General features: G+C 70.9%; 17 protein-coding genes. 6 read left to right on the forward strand and 11 right to left on the reverse strand.

Features of this window, described 5'->3' with window-relative positions; translation table 11 throughout:
• Together OG472_RS18310 and OG472_RS18315 are read right to left on the reverse strand one after the other, a co-directional pair.
• Positions 1-738, reverse strand: coding sequence for a hypothetical protein (locus tag OG472_RS18310; protein ID WP_401602268.1), 738 nt, complete (start codon positions 736-738; stop codon positions 1-3).
• Positions 739-1414: 676 nt separating this feature from the next.
• Positions 1415-2644 carry an ROK family protein gene (locus OG472_RS18315; protein ID WP_401602270.1) on the reverse strand — a complete coding sequence of 410 codons (1230 nt, stop codon included), beginning with the start codon at positions 2642-2644 and terminating at the stop codon, positions 1415-1417.
• A 55-nt stretch (positions 2645-2699) separates the two neighbouring features.
• On the opposite strand from OG472_RS18315, the gene OG472_RS18320 reads away from it, so the two are divergent.
• Positions 2700-3803, forward strand: coding sequence for a Gfo/Idh/MocA family oxidoreductase (locus OG472_RS18320; protein ID WP_405941750.1), 1104 nt, complete (start codon positions 2700-2702; stop codon positions 3801-3803).
• Between the two features lie 137 nt (positions 3804-3940).
• Here OG472_RS18320 and OG472_RS18325 read toward each other — a convergent pair whose 3' ends face one another.
• The 4 genes from OG472_RS18325 to OG472_RS18340 form a co-directional block, all read right to left on the reverse strand.
• Positions 3941-4798: a fumarylacetoacetate hydrolase family protein gene (locus tag OG472_RS18325; protein ID WP_401602273.1), complete on the reverse strand. Its 858-nt coding sequence runs from the start codon at positions 4796-4798 to the stop codon at positions 3941-3943.
• 186 nt (positions 4799-4984) lie between these two features.
• Positions 4985-5755, reverse strand: a complete 771-nt coding sequence (locus OG472_RS18330) for a YidC/Oxa1 family membrane protein insertase (protein ID WP_405941751.1) — start codon at positions 5753-5755, stop codon at positions 4985-4987.
• 132 nt (positions 5756-5887) lie between these two features.
• Entirely contained in the window at positions 5888-6205 is a 318-nt protein-coding gene (locus tag OG472_RS18335; RefSeq protein WP_405830292.1) for a DUF6412 domain-containing protein, read from the reverse strand.
• A gap of 81 nt (positions 6206-6286) precedes the next feature.
• Positions 6287-7102 carry a class E sortase gene (locus tag OG472_RS18340; protein WP_405941752.1) on the reverse strand — a complete coding sequence of 272 codons (816 nt, stop codon included), beginning with the start codon at positions 7100-7102 and terminating at the stop codon, positions 6287-6289.
• A gap of 56 nt (positions 7103-7158) precedes the next feature.
• Between OG472_RS18340 and OG472_RS18345 the strand changes: the two genes are divergently transcribed.
• Positions 7159-8163, forward strand: coding sequence for an SEC-C metal-binding domain-containing protein (locus tag OG472_RS18345; protein WP_405941753.1), 1005 nt, complete (start codon positions 7159-7161; stop codon positions 8161-8163).
• A 37-nt stretch (positions 8164-8200) separates the two neighbouring features.
• On the opposite strand, the gene OG472_RS18350 is transcribed toward OG472_RS18345, so the two are convergent.
• The gene (locus tag OG472_RS18350; RefSeq protein WP_405943192.1) at positions 8201-9292 is read right to left on the reverse strand and encodes an MrcB family domain-containing protein; all 1092 of its coding nucleotides are present in this window, start codon (positions 9290-9292) and stop codon (positions 8201-8203) included.
• A 167-nt stretch (positions 9293-9459) separates the two neighbouring features.
• On the opposite strand from OG472_RS18350, the gene OG472_RS18355 reads away from it, so the two are divergent.
• Positions 9460-12600, forward strand: coding sequence for a DUF3427 domain-containing protein (locus tag OG472_RS18355; RefSeq protein WP_405941754.1), 3141 nt, complete (start codon positions 9460-9462; stop codon positions 12598-12600).
• A 279-nt stretch (positions 12601-12879) separates the two neighbouring features.
• A complete protein-coding gene (locus tag OG472_RS18360; RefSeq protein ID WP_405941755.1) occupies positions 12880-13287 on the forward strand; it encodes an SRPBCC domain-containing protein in 408 nt (135 codons plus the stop codon).
• A gap of 65 nt (positions 13288-13352) precedes the next feature.
• Here the strand turns inward: OG472_RS18360 and OG472_RS18365 are convergent, their stop codons facing one another.
• Both OG472_RS18365 and OG472_RS18370 read right to left on the reverse strand, forming a co-directional pair.
• Positions 13353-13649 (reverse strand): hypothetical protein, encoded by a 297-nt coding sequence (locus OG472_RS18365; RefSeq protein WP_383568007.1) that lies wholly within the window; start codon positions 13647-13649, stop codon positions 13353-13355.
• Positions 13650-13688: 39 nt separating this feature from the next.
• Positions 13689-13880: a hypothetical protein gene (locus OG472_RS18370; protein WP_401602292.1), complete on the reverse strand. Its 192-nt coding sequence runs from the start codon at positions 13878-13880 to the stop codon at positions 13689-13691.
• A gap of 310 nt (positions 13881-14190) precedes the next feature.
• Between OG472_RS18370 and OG472_RS18375 the strand changes: the two genes are divergently transcribed.
• Together OG472_RS18375 and OG472_RS18380 are read left to right on the forward strand one after the other, a co-directional pair.
• Positions 14191-14727, forward strand: coding sequence for a GNAT family N-acetyltransferase (locus tag OG472_RS18375; protein ID WP_405830312.1), 537 nt, complete (start codon positions 14191-14193; stop codon positions 14725-14727).
• A gap of 34 nt (positions 14728-14761) precedes the next feature.
• The gene (locus OG472_RS18380; protein ID WP_405941756.1) at positions 14762-15754 is read left to right on the forward strand and encodes a hypothetical protein; all 993 of its coding nucleotides are present in this window, start codon (positions 14762-14764) and stop codon (positions 15752-15754) included.
• Between the two features lie 76 nt (positions 15755-15830).
• Here the strand turns inward: OG472_RS18380 and OG472_RS18385 are convergent, their stop codons facing one another.
• Together OG472_RS18385 and OG472_RS18390 are read right to left on the reverse strand one after the other, a co-directional pair.
• Complete coding sequence (locus OG472_RS18385) at positions 15831-17045, reverse strand: DUF445 domain-containing protein (protein ID WP_401602508.1); 1215 nt, start codon at positions 17043-17045, stop codon at positions 15831-15833.
• Positions 17046-18085: 1040 nt separating this feature from the next.
• A complete protein-coding gene (locus OG472_RS18390; RefSeq protein ID WP_405941757.1) occupies positions 18086-18745 on the reverse strand; it encodes a DUF1707 domain-containing protein in 660 nt (219 codons plus the stop codon).
• Positions 18746-18817: the final 72 nt, after the last annotated feature.

Consider the following 18817-nt stretch of genomic DNA (forward strand, 5'->3'; position numbering starts at 1 on the left):
TCAGCGGCGATCGGCGGTACGCAGCCGTCGGGCTCCCAGCAGGAGTCCGCCACCGGCGGCGAGGGCGGCGACGGCGCCCGCACCGTACGCCCACTCGCGCGGGCCGGTGTGGGCGAGGGAGCCCGCTTCCCCGGCATCCTCCGGACCCTCGACGGAGAACCGGTAGCCGCCGGCCTCGCCGACCCAGTCGCCGTCGTCACCCTTGCGCTGGACGAGGGCGGCGTCGGCGAGGACCTCACCGGTGGGGGCGTCGGGGGCGAAGGCGAGGCCGACCCTGACGGTCTTGGAGCCGCCGGGGCCGACGGTGAAGCCGGCGAAGGCGTCGCCGCCGTCGAAGACGGCGATGATCTCGTCGCGGTCGCTCCGCTCCAGGCTGACGGGGAAGGGGCCGCCCGGCGCGTCGAACTCCATCCGCAGGTGGGCCGGACGCAGGGTGCGGGCCTTGTCGGTGAAGACGACGACGGGGTGGATGGCCGTGCACTCGGAGTCCGTGGTGTTGGTCAGGTCCAGGTACCAGGTCTGCGGGCCGCCGCCGGTGCGGTACACGGCCGGGCCGCCGCGGATGCGCGCCCCGATGGGGAAGGCGTGGCTCTTCCCGTCGCCACAGGTGGCGTGTGCGCGGGAGGGCAGGGCGGGTGCGGGTCGGGCCCCGCCGCCGGTGCCGATGTCCGCGGCCGCGGTGGGGGCGGTGGTGGCTACGAGTACGGCGGTGAGGGCAAGGGCTTTGCGCAGTCGCATGGAAGACCTTCGCTGCTCGCCGGACGGGACGATGATCGGACCAGGTGACAATCACCCTGGCCCTGCCCGCACCGTGCCACGCCCGCGGACCCCCACCCCACGCGCCACGCCTGAGCTGTACCGGTTTACGCCCGATCGCAGGACGGGTCAACCCCGGACATCCTCACCCGTGCCGGGCGCCGCGGGGACGGGGTGTGTGCCGGGGCGCTCCCCGCAGGGCGCCGAACGCACCGTGGCCCGGCCCGCCGACCCCCCGCCACGTTCGGCGCCCGAGGAGACGCCCCGGCGCGCGCCCGGCCCACCCGAACCGCCGAAGCCGGCCGCCCCAATTCAGCCCCACCAGCGCGTGAGGCACGGCCCCCAGGGCAAGGCCCCAACCTTTCAGCCCGGCCGCACCATTTCAGCCTCGCCGGCGTTTGAGGCGCGGGGTCCGGGGCGGAGCCCCGATCTTTGACCCCGGCCACCCATCCGGCCCCGCCGGCGCGTGAGGCACGGCTCCCAGGGCAAGGCCCCGATCTTTCAGCCCGGCCGTCTCAATTCAGCCCCGCCGGCGCTTGAGGCGCGGGGTCCGGGGCGGAGCCCCGATCTTTGAGCCCGGCCACACCCATGCAGCCCGGAACCAGTCCGGCCCCGCCAAGGAGGCGCAGGACCAGGCCAGAGCCCAGGCCGCGGTCCGCTACGTCCGCCCGAACACAGGGCCCAGCACCAGCTCCGCCGCCCCCTCCGCCACCCCCACCTCCGCGAGCGCGACGGAGACCCCGGCCCCCCACCCCCGGAGGGCCATCGCCGACCGAACCCTCTCCAGGAAGACCCCCGGCGCCGCCGCCACCACACGCCCGCCGAGCAGCACCCGGTCCACATCCAGCAGCGCGACCAGATTGGCCGCAGCCTCGCCCAGCATCCGTGCCGCCTCGGGAAGATCGCCTCGGGCCACCGCGTCCAGGCACAGCGCCTCCACACAGCCGCGCGCCCCGCACCGGCACGGCGGGCCGTCCAGCAGGAGCACCTGGTGCCCGAACTCCCCCGCCGCCGAGCGCTCACCGCGGTAGACCTCGCCGCCCAGCCACAACCCCGCGCCGAGCCCCGTCCCGAAGTGCAGGTACACGCAGGTGCGGGGCCCTCCGTCGGCAAACGGATACGCATACGCATCCGGCGCGACGTCCGCGCCACGCCCTGCGTCGGCGCCACGCCAGGCATCCGCGCCACGCCCGGTATCCGTGCCACGCCAGGCATCCCCGTCACGCCCGGCACCCGCATCCGGCCAGGCGGCCCGGAGCCACGCCCCCGCAGCCGCGGCCGCACCGGCGTTCGTGTCCTTGTCCAGCAGCACCGGCAGGCCCAGCCGCCGCTGCAGCACCCCGCGCAGCGGAAACCCCTTCCAGCTCGGGAACCCCGTCACCCGCCCCATCGTCCCGGCCCGGTGGTCGAGCGGCCCCGGTGCGGCCACCCCGACGCCCAGGAGCGGCAGGCCGGCCGGGTCTCCGACCCGCGCGACCGCCCGTACGACGGCCTCCACCACCGCCTCCGGGCCGGCCCCGAAGTCCAGCGGGCCACCGCTCTCGGCAACGACGCGGCCCGCCAGGTCCACCCGTACCGCCCGGAGCTCGTCGCGGTCCAGGTGCACTCCCGCAGCGTGATGTACGTCCGGCACCAGCCGGAGCAGGGTGCGCGGTTTGCCGCCGGTGGACGCGGCTCGCCCGGCCTCGGCGACCAGCCCGTCCGCGCCGAGCCGGGCCGTGATCTTGCTGACGGCCTGCGGGGTCAGTCCCGTACGGGCCGCGAGCTCGGCGCGACCCAGGCCCGCCGGGCCCGCGCCGCGCAGCAGATCCAGCATCAGCGCCTCGTTGTACCCGCGCAGCGCCGGCAGGTTCACCCCGCCGCGCCCGTCCCCGCTACCCCTGTTCACGAGTCCATTGTCCACCTTCCTTGCACTTCGACAACACTGTTGCCAAAGTGGTTCCATGAGCAACCCCGCCTCCCCTTCCTCCCCCGCACCCCTCCGCGTCGGACTCATCGGCTACGGACTCGCCGGTTCCGTCTTCCACGGCCCCCTCGTGGCCGCCACGGACGGACTCGCCCTCGACACGGTCGTCACCTCCGACCCGGCCCGCCAGGCCCAGGCCCGCACGGAGTTCCCCGACGTCCACATCGCCGCCACCGCCGCCGAGCTCTGGGACCGGGACCTCGACCTGGTCGTGGTCGCCTCCCCCAACCGGACGCACGTCCCCCTCGCAACCACCGCCCTCGAAGCCGGCGTCCCGGTGGTCGTGGACAAGCCGCTCGCCGCCACCGCCGCCGAGGCCCGCGCTCTCGCCGCCCTCGCGGACCGCAGCGGAACCTTCCTCTCCGTCTTCCAGAACCGCCGCTGGGACAACGACTTCCTCACCCTGCGCCGCCTCCTGGCGGAGGGCGAACTCGGCGAGATCCAGCGCTTCGAGTCCCGGTTCGAGCGCTGGCGCCCGCAGCTCAAGGGCGGCTGGCGCGAGTCGGGCGCCCCGGAGGAGATCGGCGGCCTGCTGTACGACCTGGGCAGCCACGTCGTGGACCAGGCGCTCGTGCTGTTCGGTCCGGCCGTACGGGTCTACGCGGAGGCCGACGCGCGCCGCCCGGGCGCCGAGACCGACGACGACACCTTCATCGCCGTCACGCACGCCAACGGGGTCCGCTCCCACCTGTACGTCAGCGCGACCACCGCCCAGCTCGGGCCGCGGTTCCGCGTCCTGGGTTCGCGGGCCGGCTACGTGAAGTACGGCCTCGACCCGCAGGAGGGCGCCCTGCGCGAGGGGCTGCGGCCGGACGGCGAGACGCCCTGGGGCGAGGAGCCCCCGCACCTGTGGGGACGGGTGGGCTCCGGGGAGTCCCCGCTGACCGGCGGCGGAACCCCGTTGCCGACCGAGCCGGGCGACTACCCGGCGTACTACGCGGCGGTGGCGGCCGCCCTGCGCACGGGCGGGCCGGCCCCGGTAACGGCACACGAGGCCGCGCGCTGCCTCGACGTACTGGAGGCGGCCCGCAGGTCGTCCGCGGAGGGCGTGGTGGTGGAGATTCCCGCCACCGATGTCTGATTCGCAGGGAACCGCGGCCGCGAGCGCCGGGCTGGTGCCGGCCGAGAGCTGAGCTGGTGGGGGCACCGCACCCACCCACACGCAACAAAAAGGGGGCGGGGCTGCCGATGACAGTCCCGCCCCCCTTTCGGGTGTTCCTAGGCGCCCTTGAACTCCTGGCGCTGACGGCCCAGGCCCTCGATGGCCACCTCCACGACGTCACCGGCCCGCAGGTACGGCTTCGGCTCCGGCTGGCCCATGGCCACGCCGCCCGGCGTACCGGTGACGATGACGTCGCCGGGGTACAGGGTCATGAACTGGCTCAGGTACCGGACGACCTCGCCGACCGGGAAGATCTGGTCCGAGGTGTTGCCGTCCTGCTTCAGCTCGCCGTTGACCCACAGCTTCACGTCCAGGACCTGCGGGTCCGGGACCTCGTCGGCGGTGACCAGCCAGGGGCCGAGCGGGGTGAAGGTCTCGCAGTTCTTTCCCTTGTCCCAGGTGCCGCCGCGCTCGATCTGGAACTCGCGCTCCGATACGTCGTTGACCAGTACGTAGCCGCCGACGTGCGCGAGGCCCTCCTCGGCGGAGGACAGGTAGCGGGCGGTGCTGCCGATGACGACGCCGAGCTCGGCCTCCCAGTCGGTCTTCACGCTGCCGCGCGGGATCAGCACGGTGTCGTCGGGGCCCACCACGGTGTCCGCGGCCTTCAGGAACAGGATCGGCTCGGCCGGCGGCTCCGCGCCGATCTCGGCCGCGTGCCCGAAGTAGTTCAGGCCGATGCCCACGACCTTGCCGATGCGGCCGACCGGCGCGCCGATCCGAAGCCCTTCGGCGCCCAGGACCGGAAGCTCACCGGACTCGGCCGCGTCCCGCACCCGGGACAGCACGGAGTCGTCGGCCAGCAGGCCGCCGTCCACATCCGTGATCAGGCCGGACAGGTCACGCAGGGTCCCGTCCTGGTCGAGCAGCGCGGGGCGTTCCGACCCGACGGGTCCGACACGCAGCAGCTTCATGGGCATTCTCCCGTGGTCGTGGGTGGTCGGCCCGGGGGCGTGCCGCGGGCCGGCCGATGGGTTGCGGCCATCGGAGGATTGGTTGATCCTCCAAGATGTCCGCCCAATCCGCAAGACCCTGTTCACGGACTGGAACGCCCCGCTCCACCGGCCGCCGCCCGTCCCACCGGCCGCCGCCCGCTCCGCCTACGCCGCCTGTTCCACCTGCGCCGCCTGCCCGGCCTTGTCCGCGCGCTCGGCCCGCTCCTTTCGGTACTGCAGCCAGATCCGCTCCGCCACCGACCACGCGGTGGTGGTCAGCAGGTACAGCCCGGCGGCCAGCGGCACCACGGCAGCCGTGATCAGCGTTCCGAAGGACAGCAGGGGCAGTACGCCGCCCAGCTTGCGCATGACCTCCTGCTGCTCGGCACTCACCTCGACCACGGCCCCGGCCTTGGCACCCGGCTTGGCACCCGGCTTGGCCTTCGCCGCCCCCGGCTTGGCCTTGCCGCGGCCGGCCGGCGTCGCCGCGGAGGCAGCGGCAGCTGCGGCGGCGGCCACGGCCGCCGCCTTGCGGCCCCGCACCGCACTCCATGCGGCGACCACCGCGATCGCGCCGAACAGCCCGAGGAACACCAGCCCCTGCGCCCCGAACAGGCCGCCCTCCCCCAGCGCCTCGGTCCACCGGGAGCCCAGCGGCGCGGCGAAGAGCCGGTGCCCGAGCAGCTCGTTGGCCTCGCCGCCGACCTTCGCCGAGGAGAACGCCTGGTACATCACGAAGAAGACCGGCAGCTGCAGCAGCAGTGGCAGGCACCCCGCCGCCGGGGTCGCCCCGCGGAAGGCGGCCCGGCTCAGCGGGTGCAGGGCGAGCCGTACGAAGACGGTGAACAGCACGATCGCGGCAGCGGTCGCGGACTGGGCCAGCACCGGCTCGAGAAGCCGGCCCAGCTCAGCAACAAGGTGGGTGAAAACGGACACGTGGGCCCTCCGAAGGGTCTCGTCGAACGTCGAAAGAGGTGCATTTCGGCGTGACGACCCGCGAGGGGCGACAACAGTGATCAGTCAGCAGAAGGCGTGAACAAGAACGAGAACGAGATGTACTGCGCGCCCCTACGCGGCCGTCAGGAGGGCACGGCCGGGCGCCCTGGGCCGCGACCGGCCCGAGGCGTCGGGATCACGCTGCGGCAGGAACGCCGTGCGTTGCTCGCGATCACGTATCGCGGTGCGTATGCGGTGCGGCGGGACGGGCCGCACGAGCCGTGCGGCGGCGGCCAGGGCCTCGGTGCCCACGGCCACGGTGGCCGCGAGGGCCACCACCACGGCGCCGAGCCCGCTCTCCCCGGCGAAGAGTCCGAGGACTCCCCCGAGCAGCATCAGCGGGAGCAGTACGGCAAGGGCCCGCGAGGCCCGGGCGAACACGCCGGCCATACGAACCTCCCCCTCTCCACTCCCGCGCGCGAATTCACGTACGCGTTCGATGGTAACCGGCCCCGCTGACAACGGAACGGGTCAGGCCGACTTGAGGGTCCCCCAGACCACCAGCCGGTACTTGGAGCTGTACTCGGGCGTGCAGGTGGTGAGGGTGATGTACGCGCCGGGCTCGCCGTACCCCTGGTCCGGCTTCACCAGGCTCCGCGGCACAGGCGCGATCACCCCGGTGTCCCGCTCGGTCGTCTCGCTCATGATCTTCCCGACGACGTACGTGTACCTGTGCCCCCGCATGTCGACGATCAGCTCGTCGCCCGCCCGCAGCCGGTTGATGTACCGGAACGGCTCGCCGTGCGTGTTCCGGTGGCCGGCCAGCGCGAAGTTCCCCCGCTCCCCGGGCCCGGCGGTCCCGGGGTACTGCCCGACGTAGCCCTTGTCGAGGACGGCCCGCTTGTCGATCCCCTGCGCGACGGGAACGACGAGGCCGAGGCGCGGAACGCGCAGGACGGCGTACGCCCGCTCGGTCCGGTCCCGCGCCGGCGGCCGGGCGGACCGACCGGGCTCGGGCCCGGCACCCGTCTCGGCGGGGCCCGGTCCGGCTCCGGATCCGGGTAGGGGGACGGTCACAGCCGGCTCCGGAAGATCGGTTACATCAGATCCATCGGCCACGCCAGGTGCGGGATCCCGCCCCCAGGACCGCTCCAGAGCCTGGACCTGTTCCTGCGCGGCGGCCGCGGCCTGCCGGTTGGTCCACCACACCTGGTGCACCACCAGCAACAACACCACCACGCCCACGGTGACGGTCAGCTCGGCGGCACCCCACAGCACCCCCACGAAACCGACCCGGCGCGCCCGCCTGCCACTCCCCTGAACCACCACACGTATGTGATCCCGCACGGGCGGCACCCTAAGTCCTCCCCCGTCAACTGACCAGCAGCAGTACGGTGTGAACCATGCGCCCCGACACGCCTGCCGAGCACATCGCCGAAGCCGAGCGCCTCATCCGCACGGCGACCCGCTACCCCGAGGACCAGGAGCCCTTGCTCCTCCAGGCCGCGGCCCACCTCGAACTGGCCGACGCACGCGACCGGGCGAGCGCCCTCTACGACCAGCTCCTGTCCTCCTCGCCTTCCGACCCCCACCTGATCAAGGCCCTGCAGGCGGCGAACCTGTGGGAGTACGGCCACGAGGCGGAGGCCCGCGCCCTCATCTCGGGCATCCGCGCCGCCTCCCCCAAGGACCCGGCGCCGTGGGAGGTCATCGCGGAAGCCCTGGAGGCCCACGACGAGTTGGAGGCCTCGCACGAGTGCTTCACGGAAGCAGCGACCCTCCTCATCACCGAGGACGACCCGCTCACCCAGGCCACCACCGCCCTCCTGACGGGCCGCCACCGCGTACGCCGCCTCCTCGGACGCCCGCACGACGACTGGGACATGGTCGCGGACACCCGCCACATCGGCCCGATCCCCCTCGACGAGCTCCACGACCCGAAGCGCATCTGGGCACTGGGCTCCGACGACCCCGCCGAGCTGCGCGCCGAGATCGCCCGCCTGCGCGCCGAACTGGGCGACCGCCGCGCGGCCCTCTCCCGCCCCTTCCCGGTGGCGATCCTCCACTGGCCCGCGCGCGAACTGGCCGAACTCCTCACCTCGTACCCCACGCTCGCCTCGGAGTACACCTCGCACGAGGCCCACCTGAGGGAGATCGAAACCTCCCTCCGCGCCCTCGCCGCCTCGGGCACCACGAACCTCGGCATCGTCACCGCGAGCGTCCCGTCATACGAGGCCTTCGCAGCCTCCGAAAAGACCTCCCCGGCCTCCCCGTCTCTCCTGGCCGAATACGCCACCACCCTGGCCGCCCGCGGCAAAGCCACCCCCTGGCCCCCCACCCCCACCTCCTCCTGCTGGTGCACCTCGGGCAAGCCGTACGCGGAGTGCCACGGCAGCAAGGAGAGCTGAGGATCACGGAGGCCGAGGGGCAACACTCACCTCGCGCTCAGTCGACCATTCCCCAAGCGGCGGCGGTGGGCGACCCAGCCCAGCCGTCGCCTGCACGCCAGATGGACGCGATGCCTTGGGCCTCCAGGTACTGGGCATACGCCAAGATGTCTTCGCTGAAGAGCGCCAGGAGATGGGGCGCTGGTCGCTGACGTTCCCGATACAAGAAGTGGCTGTACTCAAGCAGCTGGCCCACGGCGCCACGTACCGCTGCCGTGGGGTTCCCGTCGGCGACCATCTTGACCTCCACCAGCCACTCGGGGCTCCCCTCCCCAGCCGCCTCCTGATGGTGCAGCAACAGGTCCTTGGGATGAATGCGCAGGTTGGTCGGCTGGTAGCCTCGAGTCTGGATGTACGTACCGAAGTCCTCGATGAGGGCTTCGTGATGCTGGCTCTTCAATTGCTGCTTGGCGGCTATGTTCGCGACGTACCCCTTGCTGCTCCTCGGCTGGAACCCCGATAGGGGATCACTCGACGAAGCCTCTCCGCCAGGAACTTCCTCGCCCTCCGTCGAACGGAGAGACCGCTGAGCCGCGGCGGCTCTCTGGAGCAGGCTCGCCGCGACGCGCATGTCGCGATTCAGTACCTCCTCCGGTGGCAGCGAAGCGATCTCATAGCGCCGCGCCACCACGCTCGCCACTTCGTACGACTCAGGAAGTGAGCCCGGATCGCCGCCCAAGGATGGGCGATGGTTCCAGTCAGTCACCAGCTTGGGCGGCAACGCTTCAAACAGCCTCGTCGCCTGCCGTTCAAGATGCGTGAGGAAAGGTTTCCTCTTCTTGATCTTCCTCTCCAGCTCCGTCACCCCTTGCTGCAGCGTGAGGGTCACCGAGGAGAGGTCCGTGCTGAAGATGTAGGCAAGGTAGAGGCCGCGCTGCGACTTCAGGTTGATTTCAGGATCAAATACCCCAATCCAGGGTGAACTGGCAGCACTACCGGTACCTCCATGTCCACTCGCGACCCACCCATCCGGTAACGACAGGTCTTCACGGGCAGCAACGCTTCTCAGTAGGTCTTGGCCGGGCACACCCCGCCCGCACCCGGATCGACGGTCATATTTCTGGGCCACGTCTATGAGCAAGTCCCGCATAGTCACAGCGCGAAGCTATGCAGCGATCGCCATCAGTAGATGGATGGCGATCAAAATGAGACTCGAGTTGGCCGGAAATGTACAGGTGTGCGGTCGGGGTCAAACACTGCAGTCGGTCCCGCTTGATAGAAGTGCAGGAGCGATCAAGCAGACGAGGAGACACGCTGGTGCCTGAGGAGCTCACGCAACAAGCAACGCCGATTGCCGGCCTGTACGAGACTCTGATCACCACCCGGCTTGAGCAGCGCCTCAAAGAGCTCAACGATGCCGGTTGGCGCTCCATCGAGGGAGAAGTGCGAGATGGATCCACCCCTCACGTGCTCACTCGCCACATCGCCCAGACTGTGCGACGCATCCTCCAGGGCCTGACACCCGCCGAGCAGGTAGTCGCTGCGAACCAGATCCTCTCCTCATTGACCACCATCGAGGGAGCGACCCAGTGGGTCGACCTCGTGGTCGACGGTCCGCGCCAGTTGCTCGCCATCGCCGAGCAAGAGGCACCGGGTGCTTACGGGGTTCGCCCTGCGACCCCTCTCACCGAGACCGCTCTGATCACCAACTCGCCGGAGGATCCCAGCCTCGGATTCGAACTGCGCGCGGAGATCGCCACTGCAGATCGTATCGATCTACTCTGCGCGTTTGTGAAGTGGCACGGGCTGCGGGTACTCGAGCAGTCCTTGAAGGCCGCCCACGATCGCGGTGTCCGGATACGGGTCATCACGACGACGTACATCGGCGCCACTGAGCGTCGCGCCCTCGATCGACTGGTCCGCGACTTCAACGCCGAGGTAAAGGTCAACTACGAGCTCCGATCAACGCGACTGCACGCAAAGGCATGGTTGTTCCGCCGGAACAGTCGATACGACACCGCGTACGTGGGCAGCTCCAACCTCTCGAAGGCCGCACTCCTTGACGGTCTCGAGTGGAACGTCCGCTTGTCTTCTGTTGCCACCCCAGCTGTCATCGACAAGTTCGAAGCCACTTTTGACTCGTACTGGAGCGAATCGACCTTCGAGCTGTACGACCCCGATAGGGACGGTGATCGCCTCGCCGAGGCACTGAGACAAGCCAGTCGCAGTACGACCCACCCAGGTGAGCGAAAGATCAGCCTGTCTGGCTTGGAAGTGCGCCCCTATCCCCATCAGCGAGACATGCTCGAACGGCTTGAGGTCGAGCGCGAAGTACACGATCGTCACCGCAACCTTTTGGTGGCGGCGACGGGTACCGGTAAGACGGTCATGGCTGCCCTCGACTACAAACACCTGGTGCAGAAGCACGGCAGAAGGATGCGTCTTCTCTTCGTCGCCCACCGTCAGGAGATCCTTCGCCAGTCCCTGCGCACTTACCAGGAGGTGCTGGTCGACGCAAACTTCGGGCAGGAATTTCATAGCGGAGATATCCCAAACGACTGGGACCACGTGTTCGCCAGCATCCAATCGCTCAATGCTCGCGGGCTGGACCAATTCTCCCCTGACCATTTCGACGTTATCGTCATTGACGAGTTTCATCACGGCGTTTCGCCCTCGTACCGTAGGATCATCGACCACTTCGACCCCCTAGAGCTTCTCGGCCTCACGGCCACGCCAGAGCGAATGGACGGCCGCAACGTCCAAGACGAGTTCTTTGACGGTCGCATCGCCGCAGAGATGCGATTGTGGGAGGCTCTTGAGAACGACCTCCTGAGCCCCTTTCACTACTTCGGCATCACTGACAGCACAGACATGAGCGCCATCAGCTGGAAGCGTGGTGCTTATGACAGAGAGGCGCTGAGTTCCCTCTTCACCGGTAACGATGCTCGCGCCCGACTAGTCGTCAAGGCAGTCCGCGACAAGGTCATGGATGCGGGTTCCATGCGTGCGCTCGGGTTCTGCGTATCGGTCGCACACGCTCGATTCATGGCGCACTTTTTCCAGAAAGCCGGCCTCAACGCTGCCTGGCTTTCCGGCGACTCGCCCGAGAAGGAGCGGAAGGCAGCTCTCGACATGCTGCGATCCGGAAACCTCCAGGCAATCTTCTCGGTTGACCTGTTCAATGAGGGCCTCGACATCCCCGATGTCGACACCCTGCTCCTCCTGCGCCCCACATCCAGTGCCACCGTTTTCTTGCAGCAACTGGGACGTGGACTTCGACGCACTGAGGGCAAGGCCGTGCTGACGGTCCTCGATTTCATCGGTCAGCATCGTAAGGAGTTCCGCTTCGAGGAACAGTTCCGGGCACTGACCAACCTGACACGCAACCGCCTTCTCGCCAACATCGAGCACGATTTTCCCCAGCTGCCATCCGGATGTCAGATCATCCTTGAGCCCAAGGCCAAGAACTTGATCATCGACAACATTCGCAGTCAGCTCGGGGTCAACGTCACCCAACTCGCTCGAGAGGTTGCTGCCTACGCGCAGCCACGACTCTCCGACTACCTCGCTGAGAGCGGACGTGAGATCAAGGAGCTCTACCGCGGCACCGGTAACTCGTGGACGGGCTTGCTCCGTCGAGCAAAACTGCTCGAGTCAGTCACTCCCCCTGGCGAAGAGGCGCTCCTGAAGAGAGTCTCCGCCTTCCTGCACGTCGATGACCCCATCCGCGTAGCTGCATACACAGATCTCCTCAAGGACGACGCTCCAGCGTACGGCGACCTCGATGGCCAACGTCAGGCATACGCCCGGATGCTGTACTTCTCCCTCTGGCCGCTCGGAGGTTTCGACAGCTACCAAGCTGGCTTCGACACCCTCCGGCCCCAGCAGGCCTTCCGGGGCGAACTCCGGCAGGCCCTTGCACACGTACTCGAGCACGCGGATCACATTCCCGTGCCGATGCTCGGGGAGCACGCCGGCCTACCTTTGACGATCCACTCCTCGTACAGCCGTGAAGAAATCCTCCCCGCGCTGGGACAATCATCTGTCGGCGGCTTCATGCCCGGCCACTTCCGTGAGGGTGTGAAGTGGTGCGAGAACATCCAGACCGATGCCCTGTTGATCACACTCGAGAAGGACGAGAAAGACTTCTCTCCGCAGACTCGGTACAAGGACTACGCCATGAGCGAGTCCATGTTCCACTGGGAGTCCCAAAATCAGACTTCGGATAGCTCCCCGACAGGAGTCCGATATCAGACCCATGTGGAGAAGGGCTCCCATGTCCTCCTCTTCGTCCGTCGATACAAGAAGACCGACATCGGCGGCCCTCAGCCTTGGATGCTCCTTGGCCCCGCCGAATACGTCGAGCACAAGGGCAGCAAGCCGATGGGCATTGTCTGGAAGCTCCACCATGAGATCTCGGCAGATGTCTGGACGTACTCGGCGATTGCCGCGGGGTGACCTGCCCCGCATGGGCCTTCGGTGGCTGCCGCACTTGCATGGCCTCGAACTGCATTTGTGCGGAGCACCTCATCGGGACCGTTCGTTCGTCCGCGCAGCATGCTTGTCCAAGACACCCCCTAGGCCCACCTGTGAACCCAGGGTCAGCTACGAGCAGTGCTGCGTCGTCCCTGCGACAGGGTGGGTCCGGGCTTTTACCATGGAGGGGTCCGCTGTTGCCGCCGCATGTCTGGGGGCGTGATGACTCAGGATGGTGCGCTCAGGCTCCGTATGGTGCGGATGTTCCCGGCAGCGCCCGGGGTGGTGTTCCAGGCCCTGACCGATCCCGTGGAGCTGGCGAAGTGGTGGGGGCCGGACGGGTTCTGCATTCCCCGGGTGGAAAGCGATCTGCGGCCCGGTGGGGTCTATCGGATCGAGATGCAGCCGCCCGAAGGGGATTCCTTCTTCCTCACCGGCGAATTCCTGGAAGTGGAGCCGCCCGCCCTGCTGTCGTACACCTTCTGCTGGGAAGACCCCGACCCCGAGGACCGGGAGACGATCGTGATCCTGGAGCTGCACGACGACGGCACGGGCTCGACCCGCCTCGTCTTCGTGCAGGGCGGCTTCGCCACCGAGGGGCGGCTCGCCCTGCACGACGAAGGCTGGTCCCAGGGGTTCGACAAGCTTGAGGGGCTGTTGAGGGCCTGAGGGGCTTGGGCGGGCTGAGCAACCTGAGCGGCTAGGCGGGCCCGGCGGGATCCGAAAGCGGCGCCCTACCGGTCCGCCGCCGCGTAGGCGGCTGCGGCCATCGTGGTGGCCGCCGTGAAGACCGCGGGCCAGGGGCCGATCTTCTTGGCCAGGGGGTGGGAGCCCGCGAATGCGGCGAGGTAGGCCGCGCCGAGGAGGGCCGTCGTCGTCGGGGACGTGCGGCGGTGCCATTCGCGGGCGGCGACGGTGCCGGCGGCCGCGAGGACCACGCCGCCGAGGGGGCGCTTGCCGGTCCAGCGGGCGGCGGCGTAGCCGCCGACGAGGCCGCCTGCGGCCACGAGTGAGGTGGGGATCTGCGCCATGGTGGGGGCCTCCGGCCGTTCGGACGTCACCGGTCGAGGCTAACGCGGCCGGCGGGTGAAGCGGCGGGCGGCCGCCACGCCCAGCACCACGACGGCTCCGCCGAGCACACCGGGCGGGACGGTGTCCTGAACCGCGCGGGGAAGGACGGCGATCACCCCCAGGATGATGAAGAACGCCACGGCGCAGCCCCCGAGAGCGACCAGGACGCGGGTGATGAGGGTGTTGGGCACGCTGGGCTCCGGGTTGTCGTGCGGTTCGTGCGGTTACTGCGGTTCGTGTGATTCCTGCGCTGAATGCGATTCCTACGGTCCCGCGGTCCTGCGGTTCGCGCCATGGGTTCGGCCTCGCGCTCTGCCGAGTTCAACGCCCGCCCCCGCGCCGCCGATACGGGCGGTTCGCGGCACCGTACGGAAGTCGGATTTGTCGCACACCCTCCGGATCCGCGCACCTGCCCTCCAGGGAACCTTCCCGGCGTAGATTCACTCTCTGAGAGGGGCGATACGACCTAAGCCGCCCAAGCCGGCCCAAGGAGCTGCAAACGTGATCTGTTATGGACCGGCCGTACTGGACCTGTCGGACGAACTGGCCGACGCCTACAGCGAGGTCTTCTCCGCGCCACCGTGGAACGAAGACGAAGAAACCATTCGCCACTTCTCCGCCCGGCTCCAGGCCGACAGCCGCCGCACAGGGTTCCGTACCGCCTTCGCCCAGTCGGCCTTCGGCATCGACGGATTCGCCACCGCCTGGCTGACCCCGAAGACCTTCCCCACCGACCGGGCCTACGGGCAGGTCACCGCGCAGCTCGGCCGGCAGCGCGTACGGGAACTCCTCATCGGCGCCCTGGAGATCGACGAGCTCGCCGTACGCCCCCACGCGCGCGGCCACGGCACCGGCCGCGCCCTCCTCGCCGAGATCACCGCCGACGCCCCGGACGCCCGCGCCTGGCTCCTCACCGCACGCGTGGCCACCGACACCGTCGCCACCTACCGCCGGCTCGGCTGGCACGAGGTCACCCCGCTACCCGGAACGGAGAACGGCGTCGTCGTGTTCCTCGCCCCGAACCACCCCTCGGCCTGAGCATCGCCCGCACCCCACCGGGCATACCCCGGGCGTGATCACGCGTATCGCCGTCGCACGGCGCCAGCTGAACCTGGCCACCCGCCACCAGCTCAGGCAGGCCGGGATCCCGGCCGCCACCATCAGCGGCCGCAGCCGCCACGGAGGGCCCTGGCAACGGCTCCTGCCACGGGTGTACCTCCTGCAGACCGGCCCGCCGGACCCCAGGCAACAAGCGCTGTCCGCCGTCCTGTACGCCGCCGAGCCGGCCGCCGATCCGCTGTCCGGGGCGACCGCCGCACTCACCGGCGGGGCCGCACTCGCGCTCCTCGGCATCCGCGGCGCCCCGCCCGACCCGCTGCACGTCCTCGTCCGCTCCCCGCGCACGGTGGCGGCCGCCGGCCGCGTCCGCCCCGGCCCGACCTCCCGCTGGCCCGCGACCATCCACATCCACGGCGTCCCCAGCAGCCGCCCGGTCCGGGCCGCCGCGGACTTCGCGGCCCGCACCGAGGACCCGGACCTGGTGCGCTCCGTACTCGCGAACGTCGTCCAGGGCGGCTGGTGCCACCCGCACGACCTGCACGCCGAACTGCGCGCCGGGCGCATCCGGCACCGCCCCGCCGTCCGCGAGGCCGCCACGGAACTGCTCGCCGGAGTCCGCTCGATCGCCGAAGGCCGCGCCCGCGACGCCCTGGCCGCCACGGACCTCCCCGCCCCGCTGTGGAACGCCCGCCTCTACGGCCCGGACGGCGCCTTCCTCGCCAGCCCGGACGCGTACTGGCCCGAGGAGGGCGTGGCGCTGGAGGTCGATTCCGCGGAGTACCACTACACGCGCGACGCCTGGCAGGCCACCCTGCACCGCCGGCTGCGCCTGGAGTCCCGCGGAGTCCTGGTCGCCAGCACGACCCCGGCGATCCTGCGGGACCGCCCGGCCGACGTGATCGCCGCGCTGCGCGCACTCCTCGCCCTGGGCGCGGCCCGCCCCGCGCCGCCGGACGTCACCGCCCGCGGGCACGCCCAGCTGGAGCTGCCGCTTCCGGGTCCGTAGCCCACCCCTGCCCACGCCCCGAACCCACGCGCCGGACCTACGCCCCGAACCGATGCGCCCGACCTACGCGCCCGACCTACGCCCCGAAGGCGCGGGACACCGAGTAGATCAGCAGGCCCGCCAGGGCGCCGACCACCGTGCCGTTGATCCGGATGAACTGCAGGTCACGGCCGATGTGGGCCTCGATCTTGCGGGAGGTGTGCTCGGCGTCCCAGCCCGCCACCGTGTCCGTGATCAGCGAGGTGATCTCGGTCCGGTAGGTGGTGACCACGTAGACCACCGCGCCCTCGATCCAGCCCTCCAGCTTCGCCTGCAGCCGCCCGTCGGTGGCCAGCCGCGCACCCAGGGAGATCAGCGAGGCGCGGACCCGCAGGCGCAGCTCGCTCTGCTCGTCCTCCGCCGCCGAGATGATCATCGACCGGATTGCCGACCATGCGGAGGCGATGACGTCCTGGACCTCGTCGCGCGCCAGGATCTCGGACTTGAGGCGCTCCACCCTCGCGCGCGTCTCCGTGTCCGACTGGAGGTCGGCCGCGAAGTCCCGCAGGAAACGGTCCACCGCCCCGCGCGCCGGGTGCTCGGGCATGTCCCGCATCTCCGTGATGAAACGGAGCAGCTCCTTGTAGACGCGCTCGCCCACCTTTCGGTCCACGAACCGCGGGGTCCAGCCGGGGGCGCCGCCCTGGACCGCGTCCGTGATCGAGTCCCCGTGCGTGACGAGCCAGTCGTGGGCCTTGGCACAGATGAGGTCGACGGCCCGGCGGTGGCCGCCGTCCGCGACGACGCGCTCCAGGGTCTTGCCGATGCCCGGCGCGATCTCGGCGGTCTCGGCGCGCCGGGTGATCGCCTCGCCGACCACGGCCTGGACGTCGGAGTCGCGCAGTACGGTCAGGGCCCCGCGCAGGGCGGCCGCCAGCTCGGCTGTGACCCGGTCGGCGTGGGCGGGCTCGGCCAGCCAGGCCCCGAGGCGGCCGCCGATGCCGAGGGCGTGGAGGCGGGCCCGGACCACGTCGGAGGAGAGGAAGTTCTCGCCGACGAACTCGCCTAGGGTGACGCCGAGCTGGTCCTTCTTCGTGGGGATGATCGCCGTGTGCGGAATGGGCAGGCCGAGCGGCCGCTTGAAGAGCGCCGTGACGGCGAACCAGTCCGCGAGCGCGCCGACCATGCCGGCCTCGGCCGCGGCGGCCACGTACGCGGCCCAGCCGCCCGCGCCCCAGGCGTGCTGGGCGTACTTCGCCAGTACGTAGACCAGCGCGACCAGGACCAGCAGACCGGTCGCGATGGTCTTCATCCGCCGGACCCCGCGCCGACGCTCCTCGTCGGCGGCGTTGAACACGAACGCACCGCGGGCGGGGGGCGGTACGGGTGGCGGCGCCGGTGATGGTGGCGGGGCTGTGCCTCCGGCTGTGCTGCGGTTCTCCACGTGCTCCTGCCTTCCCCCGGGGGCGCCGGTTTTGTCTGCATAGCATCCGACTCCCGGGAGGCCCGAGGAGTTCCCGCCACGCCCTTTCGCTCCCGCGGGGGCTGCGGTACGGGGCTGCCCCGCGCCCCGCCCGTCCGCTCCCGCGGGGGCTGCGGTACGGGGCTGCCCCGCGCCCCGCCCGTCCGCTCCCGCGGGCGCTGCGGTACGGGAGGCCCGCGCCCCCCGTGCCGTTCCTGCGACGGGCCGTACGGGAGGCCCCGCACCCCGCCGTACCGCTCCTCCCGCGGGGCTGCGGTACGGAAGGCTCCGCACCCCGCCGTGCCACTCATGTGCGGGGCCTTACAGGCCCCGCGCCCGCCCGTGCCACTCCCGGGACGGGCCGTACGGGAGACCCGCGCCCGCCTTTTGCCGCTCCCTCGACGGGCCGTACGGGAGGCTCCGCGCCCCGCCGTGCCGCTCCCGTAACGAGCCGTACGGGCTGCCCCGCGCCCCGCCCTTCCGCTCCCGCGGGGCTGCGGTACGGGAGGCTCCGCGCCCCACCGTGCCGTTCCCGCGAGGAGCCGTACAGGAGGCCCGCACCCGCCCGTGCCGCTCCCGCGGCGGGTCCGGCCCGGCGGGCGGCCCGGCGGGCTCCGCAGGGCGGCCGGATCGTACGGGGAGACCCCGCACCCGCCCTGTGCCGCTCCCTCGACGAGCCGTACGGGAGGCCTCGCGCCCCGCCGTGCCGCTCCCGCGGCGGGTCCGGCTCGGGCGGCCGGCCCGGCGGGTTCCGCCGGGTCGGCCGCCCGGGGCCGGCAGGGCGGCTCGCCCGCGCCGACCGGCGGAGGCCCTGTGGCGGGCAAGGGCTTCGGGTCGGGATCCGGTCCCGGGCCCCAAGCCCCGCAAGGCGGCCCGCGCGGGCCGTGGCGCTACAGCTCTTTGCGGAGGGAGGGGCCGCTCAGCGGGGGTTTCGGGTTCTTGACCTTGATTTCCACGCCGCCCCAGAAGGCGAAGCCCGTGACGACCACCCGCGGGGCGCCCGGCCGGGACGGGCCCGGGCTGTGGCGCTGGTCGAAGGCGCCCATGAAGCCGAAGCCCCGTACGTCGAGTTCCACCCCCGGCGGCACCGTGATCTCGATGCCCCCCATGATCGCGACGCAGTTGATCACCACCTCGCGCTCTGCGAAGTCCGCCTCGCGCAGGTCCAGCTCGCCGCCGCCCCAGAACGCCACCGCGTCGAAGCGGGCGGGCACCGTCCACCGGCCCTTGCGCTGGAACCCCGACATGACCGCGACGGCCAGCGTGGAGGTGCCCGCCCCGCCGATCCGCCCGGCCCACGGCGCCGCCGCCGACTCGGCGACCGGTACCGGCTGCGCGGCCGGCCCCTCCGCCGCCGGAAGGTCCCGCGTCAGCGGTTCCAGTTCCGCGTACGTCCGGGACTTGTACGCCGCCTCCAGCCGCTCCTCGAATTCCTCCATGTCGAGCCGGCCCTCGGCGACGGCGTCCCGCAGACGCTCCGCCACCCGGTCCCGGTCGGCATCCGACGCCCTCAGCTCCGGCAACGGCTTCTCCGGCCGATCGTCACTCATGCGCACCAGACTATGCAGGGTTTCCCGGGAGTTGTACGGGCAGGCCCTGGGCACGTCCCTGAGAACGACCCC

The organism is Streptomyces sp. NBC_00207, assembly GCF_045160965.1.
Taxonomy (GTDB): domain Bacteria; phylum Actinomycetota; class Actinomycetes; order Streptomycetales; family Streptomycetaceae; genus Streptomyces.